Here is a 23,774-nt window from a genome sequence, read left to right as displayed (position 1 = left end):
GCGGTTTCCGGCATCCGGCCACAGCGCGAGGGCCGGCGCAACCCCCGTACCGGTCGGGTCAGCGGCGCTCCCGGTCGCGGGACCGTCCCCGCACGATCAACACCACGAAGCCGCCGATCAGCAGCAGAGCCGCCACCGCCGCGCCGGCGGCGATCCGGACGGCCTGGCCCCCATCGGCTCCGGCCACATCGCCGGTGATGGCGAAGCTCCAGACGCCGATTCCGACGAGAAAGGCGGCGATGGCCGCGATCAGCAGGGCGATGCGCATGGATCCTTGGCTGTGGCAGGTCTCAACAGGCATCGGCATCCTGCCAGGACGGACAGCAGGCGGTCGAGGGTCCGCGGCCCGGATGCGATCTCCGGGCCGCGGATCGGCGGTCAGGCCAGGTCGAACAGCAGGAACTCCGCCTCGGTCTCGGCGGTGATCCGGAGGCCGGGCTCGCCTTCGACCGCAGCGCCGTCGCCCGCCCGCATCTCGTGGCCGTCGAGCGCGACGACCCCGCGGGTCAGCTGGACGAAGGCGGCCCGGCCTGGGGCGATCGCATGCTCCACCGCCTCGCCGGCGGCAAGCCTCGCGATCGAGAGCCGGGCATCCTGGTGGATCCGCAGCACACCGTCTCCGGCCTCAGGCCCCGCCACCAGCCGCAGCCCGCCCGCCGGCCCTTCGCCGACGCTCAGTTGCTCGTAGCCGGGGGCCAGGCCGCTTCGGTCGGGATGGAGCCAGATCTGCAGCAGGTGCAGCGGCTCCGTCGCCGAGGGGTTCATCTCGGCATGGGTGATGCCGGTGCCGGCGGTCATGCGCTGCAGCTCGCCGGCGCCGACCACCGCGCTGTTGCCGAGGCTGTCGCGATGCTCGACCGCGCCGGACAGCACATAGGTCAGGATCTCCATCTCGGCATGGGGATGCGCCGGGAAGCCGGCGCCCGGGACGACCCGGTCCTCGTTCAGCACGCGCAGCGACCGGAACCCCATGCGGTCCGGGTCGTGGAACCGACCGAAGGAGAAGGTGTGGCGGGCCTCGACCAGGCCGGTCTCGGTGCGGCCCCGGGCCATGCGGTCATGCAGCGTGATCATCGCGATCTCCGATCCGGTGGTGATGCCGGGAAGATCGGGCCGATCGGCCGGCAGCGAAAGCGGCGGATCAGGAAACCCGGCGTTCGGCCGGGGCGAACGACAGCCCCTGCTCCCAGGGCGCGGCCTCGCCGCAGCTCTCGGCCAGGTGGTCGATCAGCGCCCGCACCCGGCGCGACAGGTGCCGGGTCTGCGGATACAGCGCATGGATCACATCCGCCACCGGCTCGGCGTCGAGCATCACCGGCAGCAGCCGGCCCTGGCGCAGGGCGTCGGCGACGATGAAGCTCGGCAGCACGGTGAGCCCCAGCCCGGCGATCGCCGCGTCCCGCGCGGCCTCGCCGTTGTTGACGGTGACCCGGCTGCGCATCGCCACGCTGCGCGGGGGCCCGCCGGCGGCGAAGGGCTCGAACTGCCACAGCCAGGTGGAGGGCGCCTCGGTGGAGCCGATCGCCTCGTGCTGCGGCAGCTCGGCCAGGGTCTTCGGCAGTCCGGTGGCGGCGGCGTAGCCGGGGCTGGCGCAGACCACGCGCCGGCTGGCGGCGAGGCGCCGGGCGATCAGCGCCGAATCGCGCGGCCGGGTGATGCGGATGGCGAGGTCGTAGCCCTGTGCCGCCAGGTCGACCATGCGGTCGTCGAGGTCGAGGGTCAGGGCCAGCCGCGGGTGGCGGCGGGCGAAGTCGAACAGCACCGGGCCGAGATACAGCGTGCCGAAGCTCATCGGCGCGGCGACGCGGAGAGCACCGCGCAGGTCGCCGTCGCCCTCCGCCACCTCCTCCGCCGCCTCGTCGAGCTGGCGCAGGATGCTGCGGCCGCGCTCGTAGAAGGCCAGGCCACGCTCGGTCGGCAGCACCCGCCGGGTCGAGCGCTGCAGCAGCGCCCCGCCCAGCGCCGCCTCGAGATCGCTGACGCGCTTGCTGACCACGGATTTCGACAGGTTCAGCCGTCGCGCCGCCGCGCTGATGCTGCCGCTGTCCACCACCTGCAGGAAGGTGGCGATGTCGTCGAGCCGATACCGCATCGTTCGATCATAGCGAACGGCGGTTTCGGGGAAAGCCGCATTCTCCGCGCCGGCCGTCGGCCCGATCTTGAGGGCAGAGCGAAACCGCGCCGATGATCCCGGCGCCGAGACGGAGATGATGATGGCAACCACCGACACCGCTGCCCTGACCCGCCCGCGCGGCGTGACCCGCACCCTGCGCGGCCGCCCGGCCAGCGAGGGCGCCGGGGTGAGGCTGACCCGCGTGATCGGCCAGCCCGGCCTGCCCGATCTCGACCCGTTCCTGATGCTGGACGAGTTCCGCTCCGACGACGCCGCCGACTACCTGGCCGGCTTCCCGGACCATCCGCATCGCGGCTTCGAGACCGTGACCTACATGCTGGCCGGCCGGATGCGGCACGGCGACAACAAGGGCAATGTCGGCCTGCTCGGCCCCGGCAGCGTGCAGTGGATGACCGCCGGCAGCGGCATCGTCCATTCCGAGATGCCGGAGCAGGAGAACGGCCTGATGTGGGGCTTCCAGCTCTGGGTCAACCTGCCGGCGGCGGAGAAGATGACGGCGCCGCGCTACCAGGACATCCCGGCCGCTTCGGTGCCGGAGGTGACGGCCGGCCCGGGCGCCAGGATCCGCGTCATCGCCGGCCGGTTCGGCGGCACGGCGGGCGCGGTCGAGGGCGGCACCACCGAGCCGGTCTATCTCGATGTCCAGCTCGAGGCCGGTGCCGCGGCCGACCTGCCGCTGCCGGACGGCCATGCCGGCTTCGCCTATGTCTATCGGGGCGCGGCCGAGGTCGGCGGCGAGGGGCTGGAGCGCGGCACCCTGGGCGTGCTCGGCGCCGGCGACGGCGTGCGCGTCGCGGCCAAGGCCGGCCCGGCGCGGCTGCTGATCGTCGCCGGCAAGCCGCTGCGCGAGCCGGTGGCGAAATACGGCCCCTTCGTGATGACCACCGAGGCGCAGATCGCCGAGGCGATCGAGGATTTCCGCGCCGGCCGGTTCTGAAACGCAAAAAAGGGGCGGAAGCCTTTCGGCCTCCGCCCCCTTTTTAGCGCCAGCCGCAGTGCCGCTGGCCGTAATCGACGATCGGCACCAGCCAGTCCACCCAGGCCTGGTCGGCGCTCTCGACCCAGCCCGTTGTCACCGGCGGTTCGGCCACCACCAGGCAGAGGCTATCGGCGCTCCCGGCCTTCGGCGTAGCGGCGCAGCCACTCGCGGCGAGCAGCAGGGCTGAGAGAGCGCAGCGCCTGGTCGCGCCGGACGATGTCCAGAACATGGGTCAGGGTCTCCTGGGTCTGCTGCGCGGCGACGCCGGCCCGGCCGGCCGCGAAGACGCGCCAGAGGATCAGCGCGACGGTGGCGGCGCCCAGCAGTGCCAGCGCCGCCCGGCGACCGAGACGGGAGCCGAGCAGGCCGGCGACGATCCCGATCATCGCCGCCTCAGCACCAGCCAGGCCATCAGCCCGGCCGCGGCGATACCGCCGGCCACCACCAGGGCGATGGGCGGCAGGGTGGCGATCTGCTGCACCACCGGCAGCGCCGGGGCCAGCTGCTGCAGCCCGTCCAGCGCGGCGCCGAGCACCGCCGTGCCGCCGGCCGCCACCGCCACCGTGGTCTTGGCCCGGTCGGCGGCGCGGCTGACCACCGCCCGGCCCGGCGGCTGCACGCCCGTCCGCAGCAGGCCGTCGTCGATCACCGCATCCGGATAGCGGTTCCGGCCGTTCTCATGAGCGATCACGGCCTTCACCAGCGGCGCCAGATGGGCGTAGCCGTGCAGGTCCAGCACGGCATCCGGCCCGAATCCGGTCAGCGCCGCCACATGGGCGACATAGGCGCCGGTGTCGTTCTCGTGGCCCGGAGCCCAGCGCGCGATGATGCCGCGGATGGTGCGCAGCCCATGCCGGTCCTGATAGGCGATCAGCAGCGCGGCCAGGGCGCGGATGCCCCAGGCCGGCGCGGCAAACACCTCGAACCGGCCGCCATTCTGCCGGGCCTCGACGGTCCGGCGGTATTCGGCCTCCGGCAGGCGCCCTTGCCATGGGTTGGCGGCGGTCCGCTCGATGTTGCCGGGGTTGTTGTTCCGCTCCCCGCGGGTCTGTGCAGCCATGCCGTGCTCCTGAGGCAAAAAGGCCCCGCGCGAGGCGGGGCCGGTTGATCCGAATCCGCTGCCGCCGCGCCGCGGCAGGCGCTAGGATCGGCGCGAATCTCGAGGGGGAATGGGTATGAACGCGTTGTCGAGGATTGGGGCGGCCGTGCTGTTGGCCGCCCTGTCGGCGTGCTCCGGGGAATGGGGCCCTGCTCCGCCGCCGAAGCCCAAGCAGCCCAGCGTGCTCGACCGCGCGGCGGAGCCGTTGGTCAAGGATCTCGGCGGCACGATTGGCCCGCAGGGCGGCATCGTGTTTCAGGGCCAGCCGCCGAAATAGCGCGTCAGCTCGGGTCCTGCCGCGCGATCCAGCGGTAGAAGACGACCTCGACGACCTGCGGCCCCAGGTAGCCCAGTGTCGCCGCCAGGCCCCAGCGCACGGTCTCGGCCGCACCCAGCCAGTCGCCGAGGGCGCCGCCCATGATCCCGAGGCCGATGACGGACGGCAGCTCGAAGGACAGCCGGCGCAGCGAGAACGGCTTGCCTGTCGCCGCGCGCTGGGCGTGCCGCATCACGACGCCGATGCCGGCCGAGACCACCGGCCCGATCAGCGTCATCAGGATTGCATACGGCGCGGGCTCGGGCAGGTTGGGGTCGGCCATTTCGGTCTCCTGAGCGGGCGACATGAAAAAGCCCGCCGGCGGCGGGCGAAGAGACTGGCCTTCGCCGGGCAGAGCGGCGAAGATTGCCAGGATACATAAGGGGGTATTGCGCATGACCCGGTTTGCCGAGCACAGCCTGATCAACCCACGCACATTGACGCCTGCCAGCGTTCTGCTGTCGATGTGCCTGGCTTGGCTGGCCATCTTCTGGCTTGCGCCGGTCCAGATGTACGCCCCGGCGACGAGCGCCCCCTGCGTGTTGCTCGGATCCTGCCTGGCGGCGCTGTTCGGGGGGCTGGTGCTGTTCTTCGAACCTTCCTGGAGAGCGCAGGAGGCGAAGCCATGACGGCCGGGCCGAAGCCGCACCGCCTCGCCTATATCGACTCCCTCCGCGGCGTCGCCGCCCTGCTGGTGGTGCTGATGCACAGCATCCAGCCGATCGCGACGGGCCCGGTCAAGACCTTGATCTACGACATCATCGACCCGGGCAAGGTCGGGGTCGTGATGTTCTTCGCCATCAGCGGCTTCGTGATTCCGTTCAGCTTTCCGAAGGGGCCGGCGCCGCTCGCCCGGTTCGTGGTGTCGCGGCTCTTCCGGCTCTACCCGGCCTACTGGCTGTCCATGGCCGCCTGGATCGCCGTTGCCGCCATCATCGGCGGGGCGATGCCCTCGGCGATCAATGTGCTGGCAAACGCGACCATGGCCCAGACCCTGTTCGGCCAGGCCAACCTCGTCGGCCTCTACTGGACCCTGTTCATCGAGCTCCTCTTCTACAGCCTGTGCGCTGTGGCTTTCGCACTGGGGTTGCTGCACATCGGCCGCTTCACCTTCGGCGCCTGCCTGGTCTGGCTGCTGGTCGCGGTGCTGTTCGCCATTGCCCGCTTCGCGCTGGAGCGGAAGGTGCCGGTGGCCGTGCCGCTCTGCCTCTCGATCATGTTCTGGGGCACGCTCTGGCGCGAGGCGACGATCAACCGATCTGCGCTCCACCGGCGCTATGCTCTCCGGGTCCTGGCGCTGTTCGCGGTGGCGATCCCGCCGATCAGCCTGCTCGCCTACGACTTCGACACCGGCCTCGAGGAGTACTGGGTGCGCTATGCCGTGTCGTATTGCGCCGCCATCGGCTTGTTCATGCTGCTGTCCACCCGGGTCCGGCTGACCGGTCGGGTGGCGGTCTGGTTCGGCCAGATCAGCTACTCGCTGTACCTGTTCCACGTGCACACCAAGCTGCTGGTGGACGAGGCCGTGGCCCGAGCCGGGCTGGCGCTTCCAGCCGCGCTGCAGGTCATCCTGTCCATCGCGGCCGCGGTCTGCGTCTCCTGCATCGTCTTCACGCTGGTCGAGCGCCCCGCCATCCGGATGGGCAAAGCCGTCGGCGGAATGATCGCGGCCCGCCGGTCGGAACAGGCCGGCGCGCCGGGCGCCGCCCAGTGAGTCCTTAAGAGACCGTTTGGAAATGCGCTGGTGTGAGTCGGATGGCGGTGGTTTCGAGAACCGGCGCGCAGCGGACGTTTGGGTCCGTGAGCACTGGAAGCGCTCGAGCCCGCCGTCAGACGGCCGCACCAGTAGCATTTCCAGACGGGCTCTAAGGTCGGCGCGTGTCGTCCTGGGAAGGCCTCGCCCGAACCAGCATCGGCTGGCCGGTGACGATGGATCGCGCCGGCACATCCTTGCTCACCACCGCGCCGGCACCGACCACGGAGCCGGCACCGATCGTCACGCCACCCAGAATGATGGCATCGGCGCCAATCCAGACGCCATCGCCGATCGTGATCGGCTTGTGCACGTGCGGGTACGGAAGCGGCGCCGAGAAATCCAGCCCGGCGGTCTCGACGTGGACGCCTTTCGACAGGTGGACGTGGTCGCCGAGCCGGATCGGCGAGGCCGCCCCGATCGTGCAGCCAGGCCCGATGATGACGCCGCGGCCGAGCCGCACGCGCTCCGGATACTTCACCTCGGCAGACCAGTGGCAGAAGCAATCGGGCGCCCCCGGAAAGAGAGCCGCAGTCCTGGCTGCGCTGGCGAGCCTGGCGGAGCCGCTCGCGATCTTCATAGTCACCCGCGCCAACAGGCGCACAGGGCCGCTGCGCAGGCATCGCAGGATCAGGTTTCTCGACATGGCCTGAGGGTGCCGACGCCGGCAGGGCAAAGCAATGGGATCGTCAGCGGAGCCCGCACGAAGCGGACGTGACAGATCAGGACGGCGCCCCTATCCTGCGCGGCTCGATTGGAGGGGCGTGTGAGCAATCAATTCACGGGCGCTGGCGCGGCGGCCCATCCGCTTATCAATCCTCGCAAACTGACCCCGACGGCCTGCCTCTTGTTCATGATGGCCATCTGGACGCTGGTTTACGCGGTGGCGCCGGTGACCCCTTACGCTGTCGAAAGCCTCTACCCGTACGTCCTGCTCGGCCTCGGCCTAGCCGGGCTGCTCATCGGCTTCAGCCTTTTCGAGCCGCGCAGCACGCCGGCACCGGTTACCGACCGCGACGATCTGTGGCGCTCGCTCCGCGCGCTGTACCGGGCGACCTATCTTCTCGGCTTAACCGGCATCACCTTCCGCGCAGTCGACTGGGTAGTCTACCGCGGGTTTTCCATCGCGATGGACTTCGCCGAGAACAGGGAGCGCGCCGAAGAGGCGGGCGGCAACCCCTTCTCGTCGATCGCCGTCTTCCTGATCCCCTTCACGGTCGGCCCCTACATCTTCCACGCCGTGGCGCGCCGGAACGGGCTGCGAGTAGGCCGCGCGTGGACCGCCGCCGGGCTGGCGATTCTCTGGCCATGCATGGCGATGCTCGTCGGGTCGCGCTCCACGATCTTCATGCAGGTCGGGATGCTGGTCATCGCCCGCATCCTGATCATTCCCCGATTCCCGTGGCGTGCCATTCTCGCGTCGCTGACGCTGTTCCTCGTCCTGGTCCATGTCGCCGGCTATATCTTCATCTTGCGCTCACAAGAATTCGGCCTGAGCATAGATGGCGTCTCCAGACTGTCCGCGTTTACGCATCTGATACCAGCGACCGATGAGTACTTCTACATGATGGACAACTTGGATTCGCCCTGGAGGGAGATCCTGTTCATCGATGTAACTATGTGCCAGTACTTCCTCCACGGGGTTCCGGAATTCAGCTTTCAGGTAGAACACTACACACGCGGCGACAACTGGGGTGCCTATACGTTTACCGCCCTGGTCAGGATCTATAGCGCGCTTGCCGGCATCAGATTTGACGGCGAGGCAATGGGTACGATTACGCCGCGATTCGGCATCTACACCACGCTGTTCGGCCCATTTTATGTCGACTTCGGCCCCCTTACCCCGGTCGCCGCCTTTGTCTTCGGCGGCTTCATCTCATGGGCACGACGCTGCGTCCTTGAGGGCAGCATCGGCGCATTGCCGATCTATATCGTCCTCACCATGCAGGTGATCGCCGCTGTCATCGTCAACACGATCACATCAGCCTATGGGCTCTTTTACGACGTGGCCTTCATAGGCCTTTGGATAGGCTTCGTGATCTTCCGGCGTGGCACCAGACGCCAAGCTATGCTGAATGCCGAAGCCAGCGCCTGATGCCGAGCCTGCTGGCGCGCAGCAACGGACGCTCGACGACGTAATAGGCGACAACGCCGAGGACAAGCGACGCAACAAAGGAAATCGCCACCACCGCGCCGAGCCCGAACTCCAGCAGATGTCGGGCAACTGCATACACGGCTCCAATCGTGAACAGATGCGACAGATAGATCGAGTATGACGCATCACCCAGCAGCACGAGCAGGCGGCCAGCGCTCCCCTTAACGTCTGGCAACGATAAAGAAGCGAAGACCACGGCCACAGCCGGGATGCCCCACATCAAGAAGCGAACGGCCGGCGCGTGGTTTCCCTGCCCGGACCATGCGAAAAGCGCTGCCGCGGCGCCGATCAGCATCAAGGAGTGCAAGATGCTGCAGCGGAAGCCGCGGCGATGCAGGACATACAGCGCCATCCCGGCCAGGAATTCGAATGTGATGCTACTCTGAAGATATAGAAAAACCTCCCCCCCGTTCGAATAACTATGTCCGATAACAAACAACGATGAAAATATAACGGCCATCACTGCCAAACGGCGCCAAAGTCCGAGGTGTATCACCAGGGCAAAAGCCAGATAGAACCAAATCTCATAATTCAAGGTCCAACCGACAGTTAATATCGGAGCCACACCATCGCTTTCCCTAAAAGGGATGAACAGCAATGTTAGAACGACCGACTCCGTTGAAACTAAAGCGCTCCTCATCAGATTCAACCCAGAAATGGCAACGACCGTTACGGCCCATGTATACATCCAGTATAATGGAACAATTCTAGCGACCCTGTTAGCGACAAACTGCCTAGCAGTGATCTCTCGACCGGCTCTATGATCGCTGACCAACATCATTACAAACCCGCTGATTACAAAAAATATATCCACCCCTGCTGCAAATACGTTGAGACCATCGGCGAAATTTACCACATTGTCGCGCGCAGCGGCATAGTAAATAGAATGGTGCAGAGCGACGGACGCTGCCGCCAAGCCCCTTAGAATCTGGATCCACTGAATATTTTCGTGATATTTATCTATCATCCTCGTGAATCCTGTCGCCAAATTCTTATCCTATAGCGCAACATAGAACAGAAAACCGGAAACACAAATTCCGTATCATCCTATTAGGACCAGCGGCATCCTGCCCTGATATGGAGGCAAAACACCATGGGCATGCTCGATATCACAGCAGTTTTAGTCCTATTGGCCGCATTTCTCGATATCGCGCATCCCGGGCGGCCGATTGGGTAAATCCTGTCGAGCATCCCGACATGAAACCGAAGAAGGCTCCAATCAACGCCAGTGGTGAGCTGGACCGCGCTCACGTCCCGTCGAAGGTGTTCGCCACCCACGCTGCGATCACCTCCGCATACTGGTGTACGCCGGACGGCGACGGGTGCAGCATGTCGCCGTTGTCCAGCGTCTGCACGCCGGTGTCCGCGTCGGTCGAGACCAACCACGATGCTGGTCGAGTCATGAGGTACAGCGACCGCAAGGACGTCGCTGCGGCGGACGTGGCCGGCGTGATTAAGTCTGGCGGTCTTGGGGCGATCGGCATCGAATGGGGCCGCAAGAGCCCGAAGAAGTCGCCGCGGAGCGCATCGGCTACATTGTCGGCTCGGCCAAGCGCCTGCCGACCATCGACGCCATCCTGGTGCTGTTTGGCGACCGCGAGGTCGGTGACCTTCTGGTCGTGCCCCGCCTGCGCCGATCGTTCTAGAGCGCCAAAAAACGTGATTCGGCATCGTACGGTCGCCTTCCTGAGATTCGCCGAGATCTGGACCATGAGCCCATGGCCTAGGGGCGTGACAGATCTGGACATCGCCCTTATGATCTCGACCTATAGTTCCGATGTATTGAGAGGCTTTTCAAATGACGTCCGCGACGGATCGCCAATGGCAGCGCTGGGGTCGGAAGAACCCCTATTTCGGCATCGTCGGCATCGAAACGTCGGAGTTCGAAACAAGGTGGCGGGCCAGGTTCTTCGAGACTGGCAAGGTCCACATGGACCAGGTTTTCGAGCATCTTGCCCGTTATGACGCGCTGCCTGCCGGCCGGCAGAAGGCTCTGGACTTCGGTTGCGGCGCCGGCCGGCTGCTCCTGCAATTGGCGGCCCGCTTCGACAGCCTGGTAGGCGTCGACGTCTCGCCTGACCAGTTGGCCCTGGCAAAGGAGAACGTCCGCACCGACAGCCTCCGGCTCATCCGCTCCCCTGATGACCTATCGGGCGAGGCTGGCACATTCGATTTCGTGAACACCTTTGTCGTGCTGCAGCACATCCGACCCCAGCAGGGATATTTGATCATCGACAAACTGCTGAAGCTGCTCCGACCGGGCGGATCCTTCGCGCTACATTTCACCGTGGGCGACACCCGGGAGAAGCGTCGGCGTGTGAACTGGTTCCGCTACCGGCTACCGCCGTTGCACTGGGTCTACAACCTTTCCAGGCGCCGGCCCTGGAACGAGCCGATCATGGAGATGAACAAGTACGACATGGCGACCGTCGGCGCGATCTTCATGCGCAACGACGTTGGGCGGTTCGGCTGCTCCTTGATCAACCACACGGGCTATACCGGCATGCTCTGCGTCGGCCGCCGAGAACCCGGCATCAACATCCTGCCCCAGAACATGGAAGGATGATCTGATCAGGAAATTTTACTGGTCGAGCATTCCACCACTCCGGAGCAGGGCGGAACCTCCACCTTCAGCATCTTGGCGCGCCTGCGGGTCGTCCTGTGGGGAACGAACTACGGCGCCACCGCGGCCCTGCACATGATGCCTCGCTTCGGCATCTACACCACCACCGCGTTCGGCCCTACGTCCACTTCGGCATACTGGTACACGCTGGCGGCATCGCCTTCTCCGGTCGGCAGTGACAGGCCGCGACATCTCTCCTATCATTGCCGCATTGTTAGAGGGGAATTGATGGCTGCCGAATTGCTTTCCGCCGACGGCTCGAAAACCAAGCACCGCCGATCGCTGGGCCGGGCAATGCGCAACTGGATCGGCCCGATGTTCAGTCAGTGGCCGCGGGCGCAGCTCCGGGTAACGCTGTACCGCTTCGGCCTGGCCGCCGTCCGCTACGCTTGGTTCGTCCTCATCCTACGCCGGCTGAAGACCGTAGCCGGCGAGGGCGTCGCCGCCTCGACCGTCCGCCACAATTTGCGCGGCATGCTTGACCTGCACGTCGAGCGCTCGGTCCGGCTGATCTATCCCATCGTCACCACCTTGCTCGGCGACCGGCAAGACCCGGCGGAAAAGAAGGTCCTCTCGATCGGGCCGCGGACCGAGGGGGAGTTGTTCAACCTGGTGGCCTATGGCTTCCGGCGCCGCAACATCCGGGCGCTCGACCTGATCAGCTACTCGCCCATGGTCGATCTGGGCGACATGCACGCAATGTCGTATCCCGACGCCAGCTTCGACATCGTGCTGGCCGGCTGGGTCATCTCCTATTCCGACGCCAAGGAACAGGCCGCGGCCGAGATAGCCCGGGTCGCGAAGCCCGGAGCCATCGTGGCGATCGGCGTCGAGTGGGGGCGCAAGACGCCGGAGCAGGTTGCCGCGGAGCGGGCCGGCTACATCGTCGGCTCCGCCAAGCGCCTGCCGACCGTCGACGCCATCCTGGAGCTGTTCGGTGATCGCGTCGACCGCGTCTATTTTAGGCAGGATGACCAGGACATCTCGACCAACGAGGTCGGCGATCTCCTGGTCGTGTTCCGGCTTAAGTAAGCGCGTTCGCTGCGATCAGCAGGAACGTGCCTTCCGTCCCGCCGCCGACCTTCACGACGTTCGCGGCGGTGCGCTCGGTCGTGCAATCCCGATAGGCCAGGATGTTGTTTGCGGGGACGCGGACCTGCCCTGTCAGCGGCTGGGCGCTGACCACCAACTCCCCGTTGCCGACCCCGGCGGCCGGGGTTCCGATCCAGACGCCGCTGAGGTCGCAGCGCAGGAGGGCCATACCGTCGGTGTAGAGGTTCTGAACACCGATGGTCCCGACGCCCTGTGGGTCGATGACGGTCCCGTTGATGAACGCCCGCTGCGTCCGGCCGATCGCCACCGTGGGCACGGTGTTGCCGGGCACGCCGAACAGCGACAGCTGGGCCGTCCCGCACCGCTCGATAACCCCGCCTTCCACCATCATCAGATCGTCAAGGCTGACGAGCCCGCACTTCCAGCAGTCGTGGATCCAGGGGTTAACCAGCTTAGTGACCGTGGCGTTCCTGATCGTCTCGTTAAAGTGCTGGGAGATGCCGTCGCCCTCCCGGGTGTGCGAGATCTCGGGGTTGATGATCTCGATGACCTGGATCGCGTCAGCCTGGAAGGGCATGGTCGCGATGTCGTCGCGGGGCGTCCGCCCGATGCCGTCGTTCCCGATGTACTTGATGCGCGGGTTCTCGATTCGGTAGGACCCGTTTTGGCACTCGACGCCGTTGCCCTTGTAGCCGGACCAGTAAAAATCGCAGTTCCTGATGACCCCTCTCCCAGCGCCGCCGGTGAACAGGTGGGCCGTCGAGTACTGCAGCGTGATGTTGGTCAGGTTCACCTCCGGGCCACCCACCACCTCGACGACAATGGCCGTGCGCGACAGTCTGATGGTGGCCGACGCCGGATTGGGGCCGACGCCGTCCGGCAGGCGGATGTAGACGAGGCCGTTGGCCTGGGCCTGGGCCCCTCCGATCAGCCCGGCCATGTCGACGCCGCCGTTTGTTGTGGTCACGACGGGCAGGATGAGATCGGGGAAGGTGTACCAGGGGCGAGGGTTGTTGTTCACGCCGACGACGAAAGCCTGGTTGAGCTGGCTTCGGCCCTCGTTGCCCCACTTGTGCGGGGTTGACCAGATGGTGTTGCTGGTGCCTGGCACCACGGTCCACGGCACGGTCTCCTGGATGTAGCCGTTCAACCTGGTTTTGCCGCCCGGCCGTCCGTTGAGGTTCCACTTGCCGGCCAACGTGTCCTTGCACTGCAAGTAGCCATAGTCATCGTCGCTGAGCCAATTGATCGTGACCTCGTCCTGGTAGCCGATCCTGGAGAGATAGGCCGGGACATCGAGCATGGACTTGAGAGGGCTGCCCCGAGATCCGTTGCCACTGACTGAGACGGTGCTGTCGATCCAGATGGTCTTGCCGGCGCTGGATTTGCGCAGGATCTTGGAGAGGCGGCCGGTCACCCCGTTGATGACGCTGAGGCCCACAACCACGGCTCCGGCCGCAGTTGCCGGGGTGACCACTACGTCGACGAGCTGCTGGACGCCGTCCCGGTAGACGCGCCAGCGGAGGGAGCGATCGGACAGGACGTCGATTGCGAAGCCGAAGACGGCCCCTACGGCCACCGCGCCAGTCGCGGCCCAGGCCGGCGACACGGCCCGCGCCCCGTCGGCCGAGATGGCGTTCGCCAGCGTCGGCACCAGGATGGTGTCGCGGTAGGTTACAAACTTGGCGCCCGACGAGATATCGCCGGACGTGACTGGGTCGGTCCCGAAGAAGAATCCGATCTGCGTGAAGCTAGCCCCCGCGCTGTAGCTGCCCTCGATGTAGTAGCTGTCGCCAGGGACCAAATCCCAGGGCAGCTTGATCCCAACCGGCCAGGGGGTGGCCAGGGCCGGCAGCCCTTGCACCTGGAAGCCGGACGCGCTTGGAGTGATCGTGAAGCGCGTCGAGGGGTTGGAGATCGTGCCCCAGGTCTTGGCATAGCTGGAAGTGTCGGCGAAAGCGACCGGCCGCGGCGCTCCAATCGCGGTATAGATGCCGTCGGCAGTGCTGGATGCTCCGGCGATCTGGAGCGCCTGCAGGTCGACCACATCCTTGAGCGACTGGATGCGGTCGGTGCCGGCGATCCACTGGTTCAGGGCATCGTCGTAGACCCAGACCGTCGGGAAGTTGTTCGCTGGGGTCGGATCCGCCCAGAGCAGCGCCGGCTGGCCGTCCTCCTGCGTCAGGTCCGCGTCCATCGCCGCCTTGTTGGGATAGGTCTCCATCCCGGCGGCCGTGGCAATGGCCTCGATGTATCGCCCCCAGCGCCGGACATCGGCCTTGTTCGGCTCGTGCACCGTGCCGTCCGGATTGTAGTCGGCCCAGATCTCGTCAACGTTCGGCGTCGCCATGAACGTGCACTCCGTCAGGTTGTCGTGTAGAGCCGCCTCGGCGGCGATGTCAGGTGACCGTCGTCCAGCCGCTCTTGGCCTGGAGGGTCGCGCTCGTCGGCTTCGTCGTGCCCCACTTCACCTGCTCGACGATGCCGTTCAGCGGCACGGTGACATTGAGGCTGACCGTGATCCTGGCTGGCGTCCCGCTCGGGAGCGCGCCGGAAGTGTCGGTCACGGTCGTCGATCCGTTGGCCGAGAAGCCGAAGTCGTTGGCCTTGTAGCCGTAAAGGGCCGTCGTCATGTTCGTCGCCGTGAGCGACTGCGATGCCAAGCCTGTCGCGGCAGAGGCCACTTGCGTCAGGCCGCGCATGGCCGTCGTCGTCACGGCCTGGATTACATTCGCATCGCCAATCGTCGTCTGGATCGAACCCACGATGACGCCGCTGTTGCTGGCGCCGGCGGCAACTTTGGCGCGTGCGCCGAAGAACCCTTCCGTGGCGTTGAAGTCTACTCCTGCTGTCCGCTGGATCTGCGGCGCGTTGCGCGTCGCGATGGCGGCGTTGACGACGATCGGCGCCGTGTCGAAGGCCCCGGCCTCGAGCTGGTTGAGGATGAAGTAGATCACCGCCCCGGCGGGCGCCGCGATGCGCATCTGCTCGCTGGTGGCCGCCGCGGTTCTGCTGCCGCCGACGCGGGCGTAGGGCGTCGAGGCGCCGAAGGACACCGCCGTGGCGCCGCCGATCTCGATCCGCCCGGCCGAGCCCCGGTAGACGATGGAGCCGCGGCAGGCGCCGGTCACCGCCACCGTGCCGCTGATCGTCGCGAAGGCGTCGGCCCCGCCGGTGGAGTTGTCCAGCTTGAAGACGCTGCCGTTGATGTCGCTGCTGGCCAGCAGCGCCGTCAGGATGCCGCCGGCCATCGCGGCGCTGTCGTTCACCAAGGTCACGCCGCCCGCCGTACCGGCCCCGCTGGCGGTGACGCCGGTCAGGTCGATCGGCTTGGCGTTGCGGTTGGTGCAGCGGTTGGTGCGGTTCTCCCACAGCTCGAGGCCGCGGTCGGAGATCGGCGCCGCATTGGCGGCAATGGCGTGCAGCGAGCCGTCGGCGTGGGTGACGAACGTCGCCGAGGTCGTGATCGTGTCGAACATGCCGGCCAGGGTCGAGCCGGCCCCGCTGAGCCGGTAGTTGCCGCCCTTGAAGTCGGCATGGCCGGAGGCGTCCGGGTCGTACCAGACGACGGTCAGCGTCACCGAGCCCGACGCCGGGCTCTCATTGCCGCCGACAGTCGCCGTGGCCGTGATGGCCTGCGCGCCGCTGCCGAGCGAGACGAGTGCGGCGGACCAGTTGCCGGACCCGTCGGCCGTCGTGGTCGTGTTCAACACGGCGTTGGCAAAGACCTTGATGGACGCGCCGGGCAGGGCCGTCCCGCTGACGGTCGGGTTGGTCTGGCCGATCGTGGCCGGCGAGGTCAGGATCACCGGCGCCGCCGGTGACACCTCCGCCATCACCCCGCCCGCCGGCGCGCTCGGCACGTTCGACCAGTTGCTCGAGGTCGCGAAATACCACCAGTCGCCGGCGGCCGGCATGTCGATGCAGGTCTGCGCCGACAGGGGCGCGCAGTAGAGCGGCCCGTTGATCAGCGTCGCCCCGGCGAAGCTGCTGCTGCTGTTCCGGTAGAAGCGGAGCGACAGGTGCCGCGGGTCGTTCGGCGCCGTGGCGGAGACCGTGACCTGCCCGGTGGCCGGCGCGTTCGCCTGGGCCGTCAGGTTGGCCGGCGATGCCGGCGCCACCGGATCCGCGACCGCGGTGAAGGTCGCCGGCGGCGTCGACCAGTCGCTGCCGGCGCCGCGCGGCCCGATGAAGCGCACCTGCGCTTCGTAGGCCGTGCCGTCCTGCAGCGGGAAGGTCTCGACCTGGTCGCCGTCCTGCGCCACCGGCAGCGGCTGCCACGGGAACGGGTGCTGCGGATCCGCGGAGACCTTCCTGTACCGCGCCTTGGCGACATAGACCGACCGCGGCGGCGGCTCCCAGGCGATGACGCCGACCGCAACCGGCGTCTGCGCGTTGTAGAACCGATGCGCGATGGTGACCGAGACCGCCTCCGGCACCGGCACCCCGGCATCGTCGTCGCCGTCCGGCGGCGGCACGGCCGGGTCCTGCTCGTCGGTCGCGGCGCTCCACTCCCACCAGGTGTCGTAGCTGGTCACCTCCAGCTCCACCGTCATGTCGGCCTGGTTGAGCCGCATCGACGTGATCTCGAACACCGCGTCGATGCCCAGCTCGGCGATCCGCAGCCGGATCCACCGCTCGCCCCAGGCATCCAGCCCGGCCAGCGTCGTCCGGATGCGGCCGGCATGGCTGGGGTTGCCGCGCCGCAGGACCTCCCTGGCCACGCGCTGGGCCTGGCTCTCGGACGGGACGAAGCGCAGCTTGATCTGGCTGCTCTCGACGCCGTTGCGGTCGATCGCCGCCTGGTCGAGCTGGATGCCGGCCTCGGTCTCCGCCCATTCCCACGCTTGGGCGACATAGGTCGCCCGCACCTCGTTGATGCGCTCGATCGCCGGCTTGCCCTGGTTCAGGTCCCATTCCAGGATCTGCTCCTCGGTCAGGGTCACCGCCGCCGCCGGCCCGGGCGCGCCGACCGTCAGGCCCAGCTTGCCGTCCGGTCCCTGGATCAGCCGGCCGCCGCACGCATCCAGCAGGTCCTGCAGCACCGCCTTCTTGTCCTCGGTCAGCTCATAGGCGCCCCAGGCCCGCCAGCGCTTCTCGGTGCCGCCGGCCTTCAGCGCGACGAGCTGGTCGCAGACATCGGCCGCGGCCTTGAAGCTGGCGAGGTCGATGCGGCCGGCCGGCCCGGCCAGCGGGATGCCGAAGCCGACCGGAACGCCCCGCTCCAGCCGCGTCAGGTAGTCCAGGACCACCAGCGCCGCGTTGTCCGACCAGGTCCAGCTCGCCTCGTCATCCGGGTCATGATCGCCCGGATCGGTCCCCTCCAGACGCGGGTCGAACACCTTGGCGCCCCGCAGCACCACCCGGTAGGGGGGCGGGCCGGAGGGGAAGACCTTGATCTGGTCCTCATCCTTCAGGTCGGCATATTTCACATAGGCGCAGCACAGGCCGTGCGCCTTGTGTTGCGCGGTCCACTTCTCGTCGAAGGCCGGGATTTCCTGGGTCGGCGCTCCCAGATAGTGCCGGATGACGACGGCGCTGTGGCCTTCGTCGCCGCCCAGCCCGCTCCCGTCCTGCCACCACGGATCGTCCGTGACATTGCCCTCCCCGTCGAGCTGTACCCGCTCGTCGTTCAGCCAGTCCTCCTCGGGGTTCGGCCGTTCCGCGGTGCTGTCGTCGACCTCATGGGCGCAATGGCAGACCAGGGTCTTGAGGTCGCCCTCGCTGGTGCTGTCGTAATACAGGTACACGCCACCCAGCCGCTGCCGGCCGTACATGCGCGTCCGCGGCGGGATCGCCTGTTTGATGCTGACGTCGCCGTCCTGCATCTTGGGCTTCGGCGGCTGCTCGGCCAGCAGGGTTTGCGCCAGCGTCCCGGCGATCGAAACGCCGACGCCGACGGCCGTCCAGGCGACCGCGGACAAACCGAGGAAGAAGCCGGTACCAGCGGCAGCGGCGCCGCCGGCAGCAGCAGCGGCGCCGGCAGCGGCTACGATGGGGATCGCTTGTGGCATTCAGATCCTCCAGGCGAACGAGGCGTCGGGCGTGGTGCAGAGCTGGTCGCCGGTCTTGGCCATCCAGGCGAGCTGCCCGCGGATCGCGAGCGCCGGCCCCCTCTCGGTCACGATGATGCCGACGTCGCCGGGCCGGGCATCCGCCGGCGCGACCCGCCTTGCGCCGAGGCGCGCCATGGCCCTCGCGGCGACACGGACGAGCCCGCCTTCGGCCAGCAGCAGCCGCATGTACTCGCGCTCGGTGCCGTAGGCGCCGCGCCACGAGGCCGCCAGGTCGATTCCGGTCTGTCGCAGCACCCAGTCCGCAGCCCACAGGCTGCAATCCATCCTGCCGAGCACGAACGGCGTCGTGTTGCCGACACGCTGGTGGATGGCGAGATCGGAGAGAAGCGACGACATCAGGAGAGCCGGTTGCGATCCGCGACACTGATCGGCCGGCCGCTGCCACCGACCACCACGGTCATCGCCTCTCGCTCGGCCCGCGCATGTTCCTTGGCCTCCAGTTCGGCAACACGGTCCCGCAGCGCGCCGACAAGGGCGCACAATTCATCGAACTGCATGGGTGTCTCCTGGATCAGAGCGGAATGAGTTCAAGCGAGAGCGGGTTGTCCCGATCGCGCCAAGGCGGTGTTGTTGCCTCTCCCGCTTGCGAGGCCTTTTCGGAATGGCCCTTGGGCCATCCTTGGGGGCCAGAAACGCATCGACCGAAAGAAGAATGAGTCCCCCCTCCCCTCGCGGGAGGGGGGTAGGGGGAGGGGGTTTTCGCCGTCAAGACCGGCCTGAACTCTGGCGATCGGGCTCTGGCCGTGGGACCTGTTCTCCGCGCATTCGCGCACGGACGCGCGCAGTCCCCTCCCCCTGCCCCCTCCCGCAAGGGGAGGGGGACTAGAAAGGAGCGAATTCAGCCATTCTGAAAAGGTCTCGCCACGCGGGAGAGGCAACACACGAAGACGCTCGACATTCTGTCAGCCGCTGCCCGAATGCAGTGACGTGACCCGACCTCAATTCATTCCGTCTAGTGACGCGGCCACGCCACGTCGCGGTCCACCAGCTTCGGCGGGAACTGGCAGCCCAGGTCGCCGGGGAATCGGCGCTGCTGGTCCCGGTCGGTCAGCATCCCGAACGGCGCCCTGCTGCGCTGCGCGAACAGCGTCTCGCAGGGCAGCGAGATGGTCCGCAGCGTCGGGCCGGTCGCGGTGAAGCTGGGCTTCTGCATGGTCCAGATGCCGAGCGTCAGAAGGTCGTCGAGCGCCACCAGGGCGCCGGGGACGGTCGCGTCGTAGAACCCGATCTGCACCGTCAGCCCGCGTCCTTCGATCTCCTCCGGATCGGCGCTCTTGGCCGCCGTCACCACGGTGGAATCGACGCCGTTCAGCGTCAGGCTCAGCTGCGGCGCGGTGCCGTTCGCCGCCTGCTCCAGCCCGTCGATCGACTGCAGCGGATTGCCGCTGCCGTCGACCCGCTGCCCCAGGCCGATCCAGTCGAAGCCGCCGCGGCGGATCGGCCCGTCGCCCTCCCACACCCGCAAGGGCCCCTGCTTGAACGCGAAGGTCACGAACAGGGCGGCGAAGACGTGCTGCCCGGCGGCCTGGGCGCGGATCACCGCTTCGAGCGGCGGCGGCGGGGTCGGGAAGAAGGCCATCTCACCACACCTCCACCAGGTCGAGCGACGCCGTGCCGCTGCGGGCGAGCTGCAGCTCGAAGGCACCGCTGTCGTCGGCCGACAGGCGCATCGGCGCCCGGGCCCGGCACCATTCGACCGGCGCACCCTCGGCAACGCCGGCGCGCAGCTTCGGCCGGATGTCCAGCACCGTCTCCTCGCCCGGTTCCGGGTCGACGCCGACGACGACGTAGAGATAGCCGCCGAGGCCGAGGAAGCTGCCCTCCAGCACCGGCAGCACGGTCGATCCGTTGAGGATCCGGATCGTCGTGGCGCCGGCCGGCACCGCCGCCGCAACGGTCGGCGCGATGCCGCCCTGCATGAAGCCGGCGCCGTCGCTGTGCAACGCCTGGTCGCTATAGGGGATGTCGCCGACCACCGGGATCAGCCGGTTGCCGTTGCGGCAGTCGCAGGGGCCGACGCGGACGGCGTTGGTCCGGCCGTCCAGGCGGGCCAGCAGCGACCGCATGGCCCGGATCTTGGCCGGCGTGTGCAGCGGCACGGTCAGCCGCGCCACCCACCGGCCGAGATTCGACGTCACGACCTGCTCGCGGCCGGCGATCGTCTCGCCGCCGGAGCGGGTGCGCGCGTCGATCCGGAAGGTCTCGGCATTGGCGATCAGGATCGCCGGCCAGTCATAGATGATCATGCGAAGCGGATCCTGTGCTGGCGGTTGATCTCGGGCACGCCGGCCAGGCCATTCTTCACCGCCGCGGCGGCGATCTCGGCGATGGTGCGGTCGCCATTGGCGCCGGCCATGGAGATGTTGAAGGTGATCGGCTGGTTCGCGCCGTTGCCGCCGCCGGCCGCCCCCTTGATCACGTGGTTCGGGATCACCTGGCCCGGCACCGACGGCGCGAACCATTCCCGGCCGGCCTCGCCGACCTCGTACAACTGGCCGGGCAGCACCTGGCCGCCGGAGGCGCGGCCGAAGATTCCGCCGAAGAGGCTCCCGAACAGGCTTCCGATCCCGCTCCAGACTCCGCCGCCGGATGAACCTTCGGACGACCCGCCGAGCAGGCTCAAAAGCCCGGCCCCGCCGGGGCCAGCGCCGAGCAGCTGATTGAAGACGCCGCCCAGGGCCCCCTGGCCGAACAGCCCCTTGGCCGCGAGGTCCAGCAGGCCGAGGCCGATGCTGTCCAGCGCGTCGTTGAAGTCCTTGGCCCCCTTGATGCCGTTGCTGAACACGTCGCCGACGGCGGTGATGGCGCCCGCCAGTTGCTTCTGATCTTCGGTCGTCTTTTCCACGAGCCGGTCATAGGTCACCGGGTCGATGATCTTGAGATCCCGCAAATTCTTATAGTGTCCGAGTTGCTCTGCGCGCTTCTCTCGCTCGGGGCGAACCGATTCCGTGAGTTCCTCCCCCTCCTCGATCAAGGCCGCGAGGTCTTTGCCTCCGGACAAGCGTGATATGTGCGAGGCATTCTGGCTGTCAGCCGCAATCGCGGGTGAAGGCGCCTGAGGCGCTTGTCTATCAGGCTGCGGCGTGGAGCCCTTGATTTCGGCAATGCTCGCAGCACTCCTCGGCACCGACGCGTCATCACTGATCTCGATGGGATTTAGGAAGCCGCCCACATTCGGAGACACCTCCTCGGCCGCAGTGGCAAGATCATCTGCACTCTTCGCTGCAGTATCGAAAGCGCTCCCCGCTCCGTCGGCGGCTCTAGCACTCTCGATCAATCGATCATTGACCAAACGCAGATGATTGTTCATCAGGATAGATTTTTCGATATAATCCTGCTCTGCCCCACTCGCGCCACGAATATGATCTTCGAGTCCCGCGTATTCACCATTAAGAAGATCAAATTCTTTGACAATTCTCGCAATTGTTATTTTGCCATCTTCCAAATCATCAAAATACTGAACAAATTTCTTATTTTCATCGAAGGCGCGGCGACTTTTCTCGTCTGCCAATTCGCTGATGCCGCTCGCTACGGCGCCTCGTTTCGGATCAAGCACCCAGTCAAACATGCTGATGAAGCTTTGCCGAGCCTCGGCAGCTTTTGCGTCCTGATAGCCGATCCCGGCCTGTAGATCTTTGCGCTGAACCTGAAGCACATCGGGAGATGTTGCTCGGATGCGCTCGGCGGCTTCGTGCGGGGTTTTCCCGAACCGATCGACAGCCTGATTGTAGCTCTCACGTGCCAAAATCGAGAGCTCGTCATCGCTCTTCAGCTTGTCGTAGAGAAAGTTGCCAAAGATCCCGCCCGCGATATCGACAGCGCCCCTTCGGACGGCCGGCGCATACCGCTTCACGAATCCTAGAAGCGCCGTTCCATATGACGCCACCTGAGTGCGCTCGCCTTGCTCAATGCGAGTTGGCTGGAGACTTGGCAGCGCCGACCGCATCAAAGCCGTATACTCAGCTACTCTCGAGGTTGCCGAATCGGCAACAACGGGGAGCCGGCTTACTCCGCCCTGCGGCCTAAGCCCCTGGCTCGTGGATCGGACAGCACGTCTGCGCTCCCGGATCTGCACATCGGCGGTATTACGAGCCGACTGAACCGCGCGCCTCTCGAAGCGCTCGAACTGGCCGGCGGCGTTTGCGAGATCGCGCGGCAAGCCGGCCAGGTTCGCCCGGAGCTCGACATTGATGCGATCGGCGGTAGTTGCCATGGGACCTCCTGGAGATGGGTGCAGGGGCTGGACTCTTGGCTTCGGTTCTGCAAATGTTCCAGCATTGGCCGTTTCGGCTGGAATCCGGCTGGAAGGTCGGCCAGGTTGGTCGGCTGTATGATTTGCGAGAACCGGAGCGCAACGAATACTAAGCTTCGTGGATAGTAAAAGCGCAGGTGATCGCGTCAGACGACCACCGAAATGAATCTCGGATCAGGCTCTGAGGGCGATCGGTTCCAGTGTGGAGGATGATCGTGTTCGAAGATTGGACTTTCAGTGAATGGTTCTTTGTATTGAGCTTCGCCGTGACCACTGCAATCGTGGCGCATGTCCGAGGCAGAAATGCTGTCGGCTGGTTCATCCTCGGCTTGCTGTTCAACGTCTTCTCTCTGATCATCCTGTTCGCGCTCAACCGCCTGCCGCGCGGTCCGGTCAAGACCTGCCCCCGCTGCGCCGAAACGGTGTTGGCAGCGGCCCTGGTCTGCCGCCACTGCGGTCACGAATTCGCCCTTCACCGACCCTCTCCGGCAAGGCCGTCGCGGCCGTTGCCCGTCGTCATCGGGGCGCCCCGAACATTCGTCTCTCGGGACAGCTACGGGTCTGTCGCCTACTCGGTCTTCAGTGACGGGTCGATCGAGGCGACCCTGGACGGAGCCCTGCGAGCCTGGGACAATGTCGACGAGTTCCGCCGGGACGCCGATCGCAGGACGCTGTCGATTTCGGGCGGGCGACGCGGCGGAGTCTGACATGGGTTTCGATTGGCAATCCCCGTTCGATACGGGACAATCTCTCAGCGTCCCGAACAGAAATATTGGAAGAACACGGGCTACGGTGGACAGGATCATGTTCGCTGTTTATCGCAATTCGCTTAAGATCTTGTCGGCGGGCTTCATCGGCATCGTTTTCCTGATTCTGCTCATCTTCTGGAGTGACGGCGCCTTCACACCCTTCCCGTCGCTGCTGGCAAGCGAGTCGACCTTCGATCACGTAGCGGAACCTGAGTTTCAGCGCCGTCTTGAGACCTGGTACCCGCCTGGATCGAGCGACGAAAGCGCGCTGATCGCCGCGCTGGCCCGCCACGGCTTCGAGACCGATCCAGGACGTCGGGTTGCTCTGTACCGCATCTCCGCGATCGTCTGCGTCGACGAGGCGAAAGTGTCTTGGGGGACGGATGAGGCAGGCCGTCTGACAGGGGTTCAAGGATGGTTCGACAGCGTATGCTTTTGAACGGCGCGCCTTCCGGAGAACCCGTCGAGAGCGCGCCGGCGCGATTCGGCTGGCGACGGTCAGCCAGGTGGACGATCACTGGAGATTTCGGATGATCAGGAAACTTGCGGCGATAACAAGGCTTACCCTTTTTGCACTCCCCATT

General features: G+C 66.6%; 25 protein-coding genes. 10 read left to right on the top strand and 15 right to left on the bottom strand.

What is annotated here, in order from left to right; translation table 11 throughout:
• Positions 1-58: 58 nt before the first annotated feature.
• The 3 genes from QFZ27_RS21080 to QFZ27_RS21070 form a co-directional block, all read right to left on the bottom strand.
• Entirely contained in the window at positions 59-268 is a 210-nt protein-coding gene (locus QFZ27_RS21080; RefSeq protein ID WP_429228395.1) for a hypothetical protein, read from the bottom strand.
• A 110-nt stretch (positions 269-378) separates the two neighbouring features.
• A complete protein-coding gene (locus QFZ27_RS21075; RefSeq protein WP_429228394.1) occupies positions 379-1,074 on the bottom strand; it encodes a pirin family protein in 696 nt (231 codons plus the stop codon).
• A gap of 67 nt (positions 1,075-1,141) precedes the next feature.
• The gene (locus tag QFZ27_RS21070; protein ID WP_429228393.1) at positions 1,142-2,092 is read right to left on the bottom strand and encodes a LysR family transcriptional regulator; all 951 of its coding nucleotides are present in this window, start codon (positions 2,090-2,092) and stop codon (positions 1,142-1,144) included.
• A 121-nt stretch (positions 2,093-2,213) separates the two neighbouring features.
• Here QFZ27_RS21070 and QFZ27_RS21065 point away from each other — a divergent pair, with 121 nt between their 5' ends.
• Entirely contained in the window at positions 2,214-3,071 is an 858-nt protein-coding gene (locus QFZ27_RS21065; RefSeq protein WP_429228392.1) for a pirin family protein, read from the top strand.
• Between the two features lie 167 nt (positions 3,072-3,238).
• Here QFZ27_RS21065 and QFZ27_RS21060 read toward each other — a convergent pair whose 3' ends face one another.
• Together QFZ27_RS21060 and QFZ27_RS21055 are read right to left on the bottom strand one after the other, a co-directional pair.
• Positions 3,239-3,499, bottom strand: a complete 261-nt coding sequence (locus QFZ27_RS21060) for a hypothetical protein (protein ID WP_429228391.1) — start codon at positions 3,497-3,499, stop codon at positions 3,239-3,241.
• Positions 3,496-4,173 (bottom strand): hypothetical protein, encoded by a 678-nt coding sequence (locus QFZ27_RS21055; RefSeq protein WP_429228390.1) that lies wholly within the window; start codon positions 4,171-4,173, stop codon positions 3,496-3,498. Before QFZ27_RS21055 ends, QFZ27_RS21060 begins: the two co-directional genes overlap by 4 nt.
• Positions 4,174-4,288: 115 nt before the next feature.
• Between QFZ27_RS21055 and QFZ27_RS21050 the strand changes: the two genes are divergently transcribed.
• On the top strand, positions 4,289-4,489 hold the full coding sequence (locus QFZ27_RS21050; RefSeq protein ID WP_429228389.1) for a hypothetical protein: 201 nt from the start codon (positions 4,289-4,291) through the stop codon (positions 4,487-4,489).
• Positions 4,490-4,493: 4 nt separating this feature from the next.
• Here QFZ27_RS21050 and QFZ27_RS21045 read toward each other — a convergent pair whose 3' ends face one another.
• On the bottom strand, positions 4,494-4,811 hold the full coding sequence (locus QFZ27_RS21045) for a phage holin family protein (protein ID WP_429228388.1): 318 nt from the start codon (positions 4,809-4,811) through the stop codon (positions 4,494-4,496).
• Positions 4,812-4,833: 22 nt separating this feature from the next.
• On the opposite strand from QFZ27_RS21045, the gene QFZ27_RS21040 reads away from it, so the two are divergent.
• The gene (locus QFZ27_RS21040) at positions 4,834-5,157 is read left to right on the top strand and encodes a hypothetical protein (protein WP_429228387.1); all 324 of its coding nucleotides are present in this window, start codon (positions 4,834-4,836) and stop codon (positions 5,155-5,157) included.
• Positions 5,154-6,242, top strand: coding sequence for an acyltransferase family protein (locus QFZ27_RS21035; protein WP_429228386.1), 1,089 nt, complete (start codon positions 5,154-5,156; stop codon positions 6,240-6,242). Before QFZ27_RS21040 ends, QFZ27_RS21035 begins: the two co-directional genes overlap by 4 nt.
• A 151-nt stretch (positions 6,243-6,393) precedes the next feature.
• Here QFZ27_RS21035 and QFZ27_RS21030 read toward each other — a convergent pair whose 3' ends face one another.
• Entirely contained in the window at positions 6,394-6,861 is a 468-nt protein-coding gene (locus QFZ27_RS21030) for an acyltransferase (protein ID WP_429228385.1), read from the bottom strand.
• A 186-nt stretch (positions 6,862-7,047) separates the two neighbouring features.
• Here QFZ27_RS21030 and QFZ27_RS21025 point away from each other — a divergent pair, with 186 nt between their 5' ends.
• A complete protein-coding gene (locus tag QFZ27_RS21025) occupies positions 7,048-8,376 on the top strand; it encodes a hypothetical protein (RefSeq protein WP_429228384.1) in 1,329 nt (442 codons plus the stop codon).
• On the opposite strand, the gene QFZ27_RS21020 is transcribed toward QFZ27_RS21025, so the two are convergent.
• Complete coding sequence (locus QFZ27_RS21020; RefSeq protein ID WP_429228383.1) at positions 8,348-9,424, bottom strand: acyltransferase family protein; 1,077 nt, start codon at positions 9,422-9,424, stop codon at positions 8,348-8,350. The genes QFZ27_RS21025 and QFZ27_RS21020 overlap by 29 nt on opposite strands.
• 499 nt (positions 9,425-9,923) lie before the next feature.
• Here QFZ27_RS21020 and QFZ27_RS21015 point away from each other — a divergent pair, with 499 nt between their 5' ends.
• The 3 genes from QFZ27_RS21015 to QFZ27_RS21005 all read left to right on the top strand — a co-directional run bounded on the left by QFZ27_RS21015 (position 9,924) and on the right by QFZ27_RS21005 (position 12,091).
• On the top strand, positions 9,924-10,082 hold the full coding sequence (locus QFZ27_RS21015; RefSeq protein ID WP_429228382.1) for a hypothetical protein: 159 nt from the start codon (positions 9,924-9,926) through the stop codon (positions 10,080-10,082).
• A 152-nt stretch (positions 10,083-10,234) separates the two neighbouring features.
• Entirely contained in the window at positions 10,235-11,002 is a 768-nt protein-coding gene (locus tag QFZ27_RS21010; RefSeq protein WP_429228381.1) for a class I SAM-dependent methyltransferase, read from the top strand.
• Between the two features lie 72 nt (positions 11,003-11,074).
• Positions 11,075-12,091: a methyltransferase domain-containing protein gene (locus tag QFZ27_RS21005; protein WP_429228380.1), complete on the top strand. Its 1,017-nt coding sequence runs from the start codon at positions 11,075-11,077 to the stop codon at positions 12,089-12,091.
• Here QFZ27_RS21005 and QFZ27_RS21000 read toward each other — a convergent pair.
• From QFZ27_RS21000 to QFZ27_RS20970, 7 genes are all read right to left on the bottom strand, one after another.
• Positions 12,084-14,462: a hypothetical protein gene (locus QFZ27_RS21000; RefSeq protein ID WP_429228379.1), complete on the bottom strand. Its 2,379-nt coding sequence runs from the start codon at positions 14,460-14,462 to the stop codon at positions 12,084-12,086. The two genes, QFZ27_RS21005 and QFZ27_RS21000, sit on opposite strands and share 8 nt — an antisense overlap.
• Before the next feature lie 49 nt (positions 14,463-14,511).
• Entirely contained in the window at positions 14,512-18,126 is a 3,615-nt protein-coding gene (locus tag QFZ27_RS20995) for a phage tail protein (RefSeq protein ID WP_429228378.1), read from the bottom strand.
• Positions 18,127-18,525: a DUF6950 family protein gene (locus tag QFZ27_RS20990; protein WP_429228377.1), complete on the bottom strand. Its 399-nt coding sequence runs from the start codon at positions 18,523-18,525 to the stop codon at positions 18,127-18,129.
• Complete coding sequence (locus QFZ27_RS20985) at positions 18,525-18,686, bottom strand: hypothetical protein (protein ID WP_429228376.1); 162 nt, start codon at positions 18,684-18,686, stop codon at positions 18,525-18,527. Before QFZ27_RS20985 ends, QFZ27_RS20990 begins: the two co-directional genes overlap by 1 nt.
• A gap of 455 nt (positions 18,687-19,141) precedes the next feature.
• Positions 19,142-19,768, bottom strand: a complete 627-nt coding sequence (locus QFZ27_RS20980; RefSeq protein WP_429228375.1) for a hypothetical protein — start codon at positions 19,766-19,768, stop codon at positions 19,142-19,144.
• 1 nt (position 19,769) lies between these two features.
• A complete protein-coding gene (locus QFZ27_RS20975) occupies positions 19,770-20,435 on the bottom strand; it encodes a hypothetical protein (RefSeq protein ID WP_429228374.1) in 666 nt (221 codons plus the stop codon).
• Positions 20,432-22,402, bottom strand: coding sequence for a hypothetical protein (locus QFZ27_RS20970; protein ID WP_429228373.1), 1,971 nt, complete (start codon positions 22,400-22,402; stop codon positions 20,432-20,434). Before QFZ27_RS20970 ends, QFZ27_RS20975 begins: the two co-directional genes overlap by 4 nt.
• A 248-nt stretch (positions 22,403-22,650) precedes the next feature.
• Between QFZ27_RS20970 and QFZ27_RS20965 the strand changes: the two genes are divergently transcribed.
• The gene (locus QFZ27_RS20965; protein WP_429228372.1) at positions 22,651-23,148 is read left to right on the top strand and encodes a zinc ribbon domain-containing protein; all 498 of its coding nucleotides are present in this window, start codon (positions 22,651-22,653) and stop codon (positions 23,146-23,148) included.
• Position 23,149: 1 nt separating this feature from the next.
• Positions 23,150-23,629, top strand: a complete 480-nt coding sequence (locus QFZ27_RS20960) for a hypothetical protein (RefSeq protein ID WP_429228371.1) — start codon at positions 23,150-23,152, stop codon at positions 23,627-23,629.
• Positions 23,630-23,774: the final 145 nt, after the last annotated feature.

The organism is Inquilinus ginsengisoli, from assembly GCF_050434925.1.
Taxonomy (GTDB): Bacteria; Pseudomonadota; Alphaproteobacteria; order DSM-16000; family Inquilinaceae; genus Inquilinus; species Inquilinus ginsengisoli_B.
Note: the sequence above shows the minus strand (reverse complement) of the source record. Positions and strands in the feature narration are given on the sequence as shown.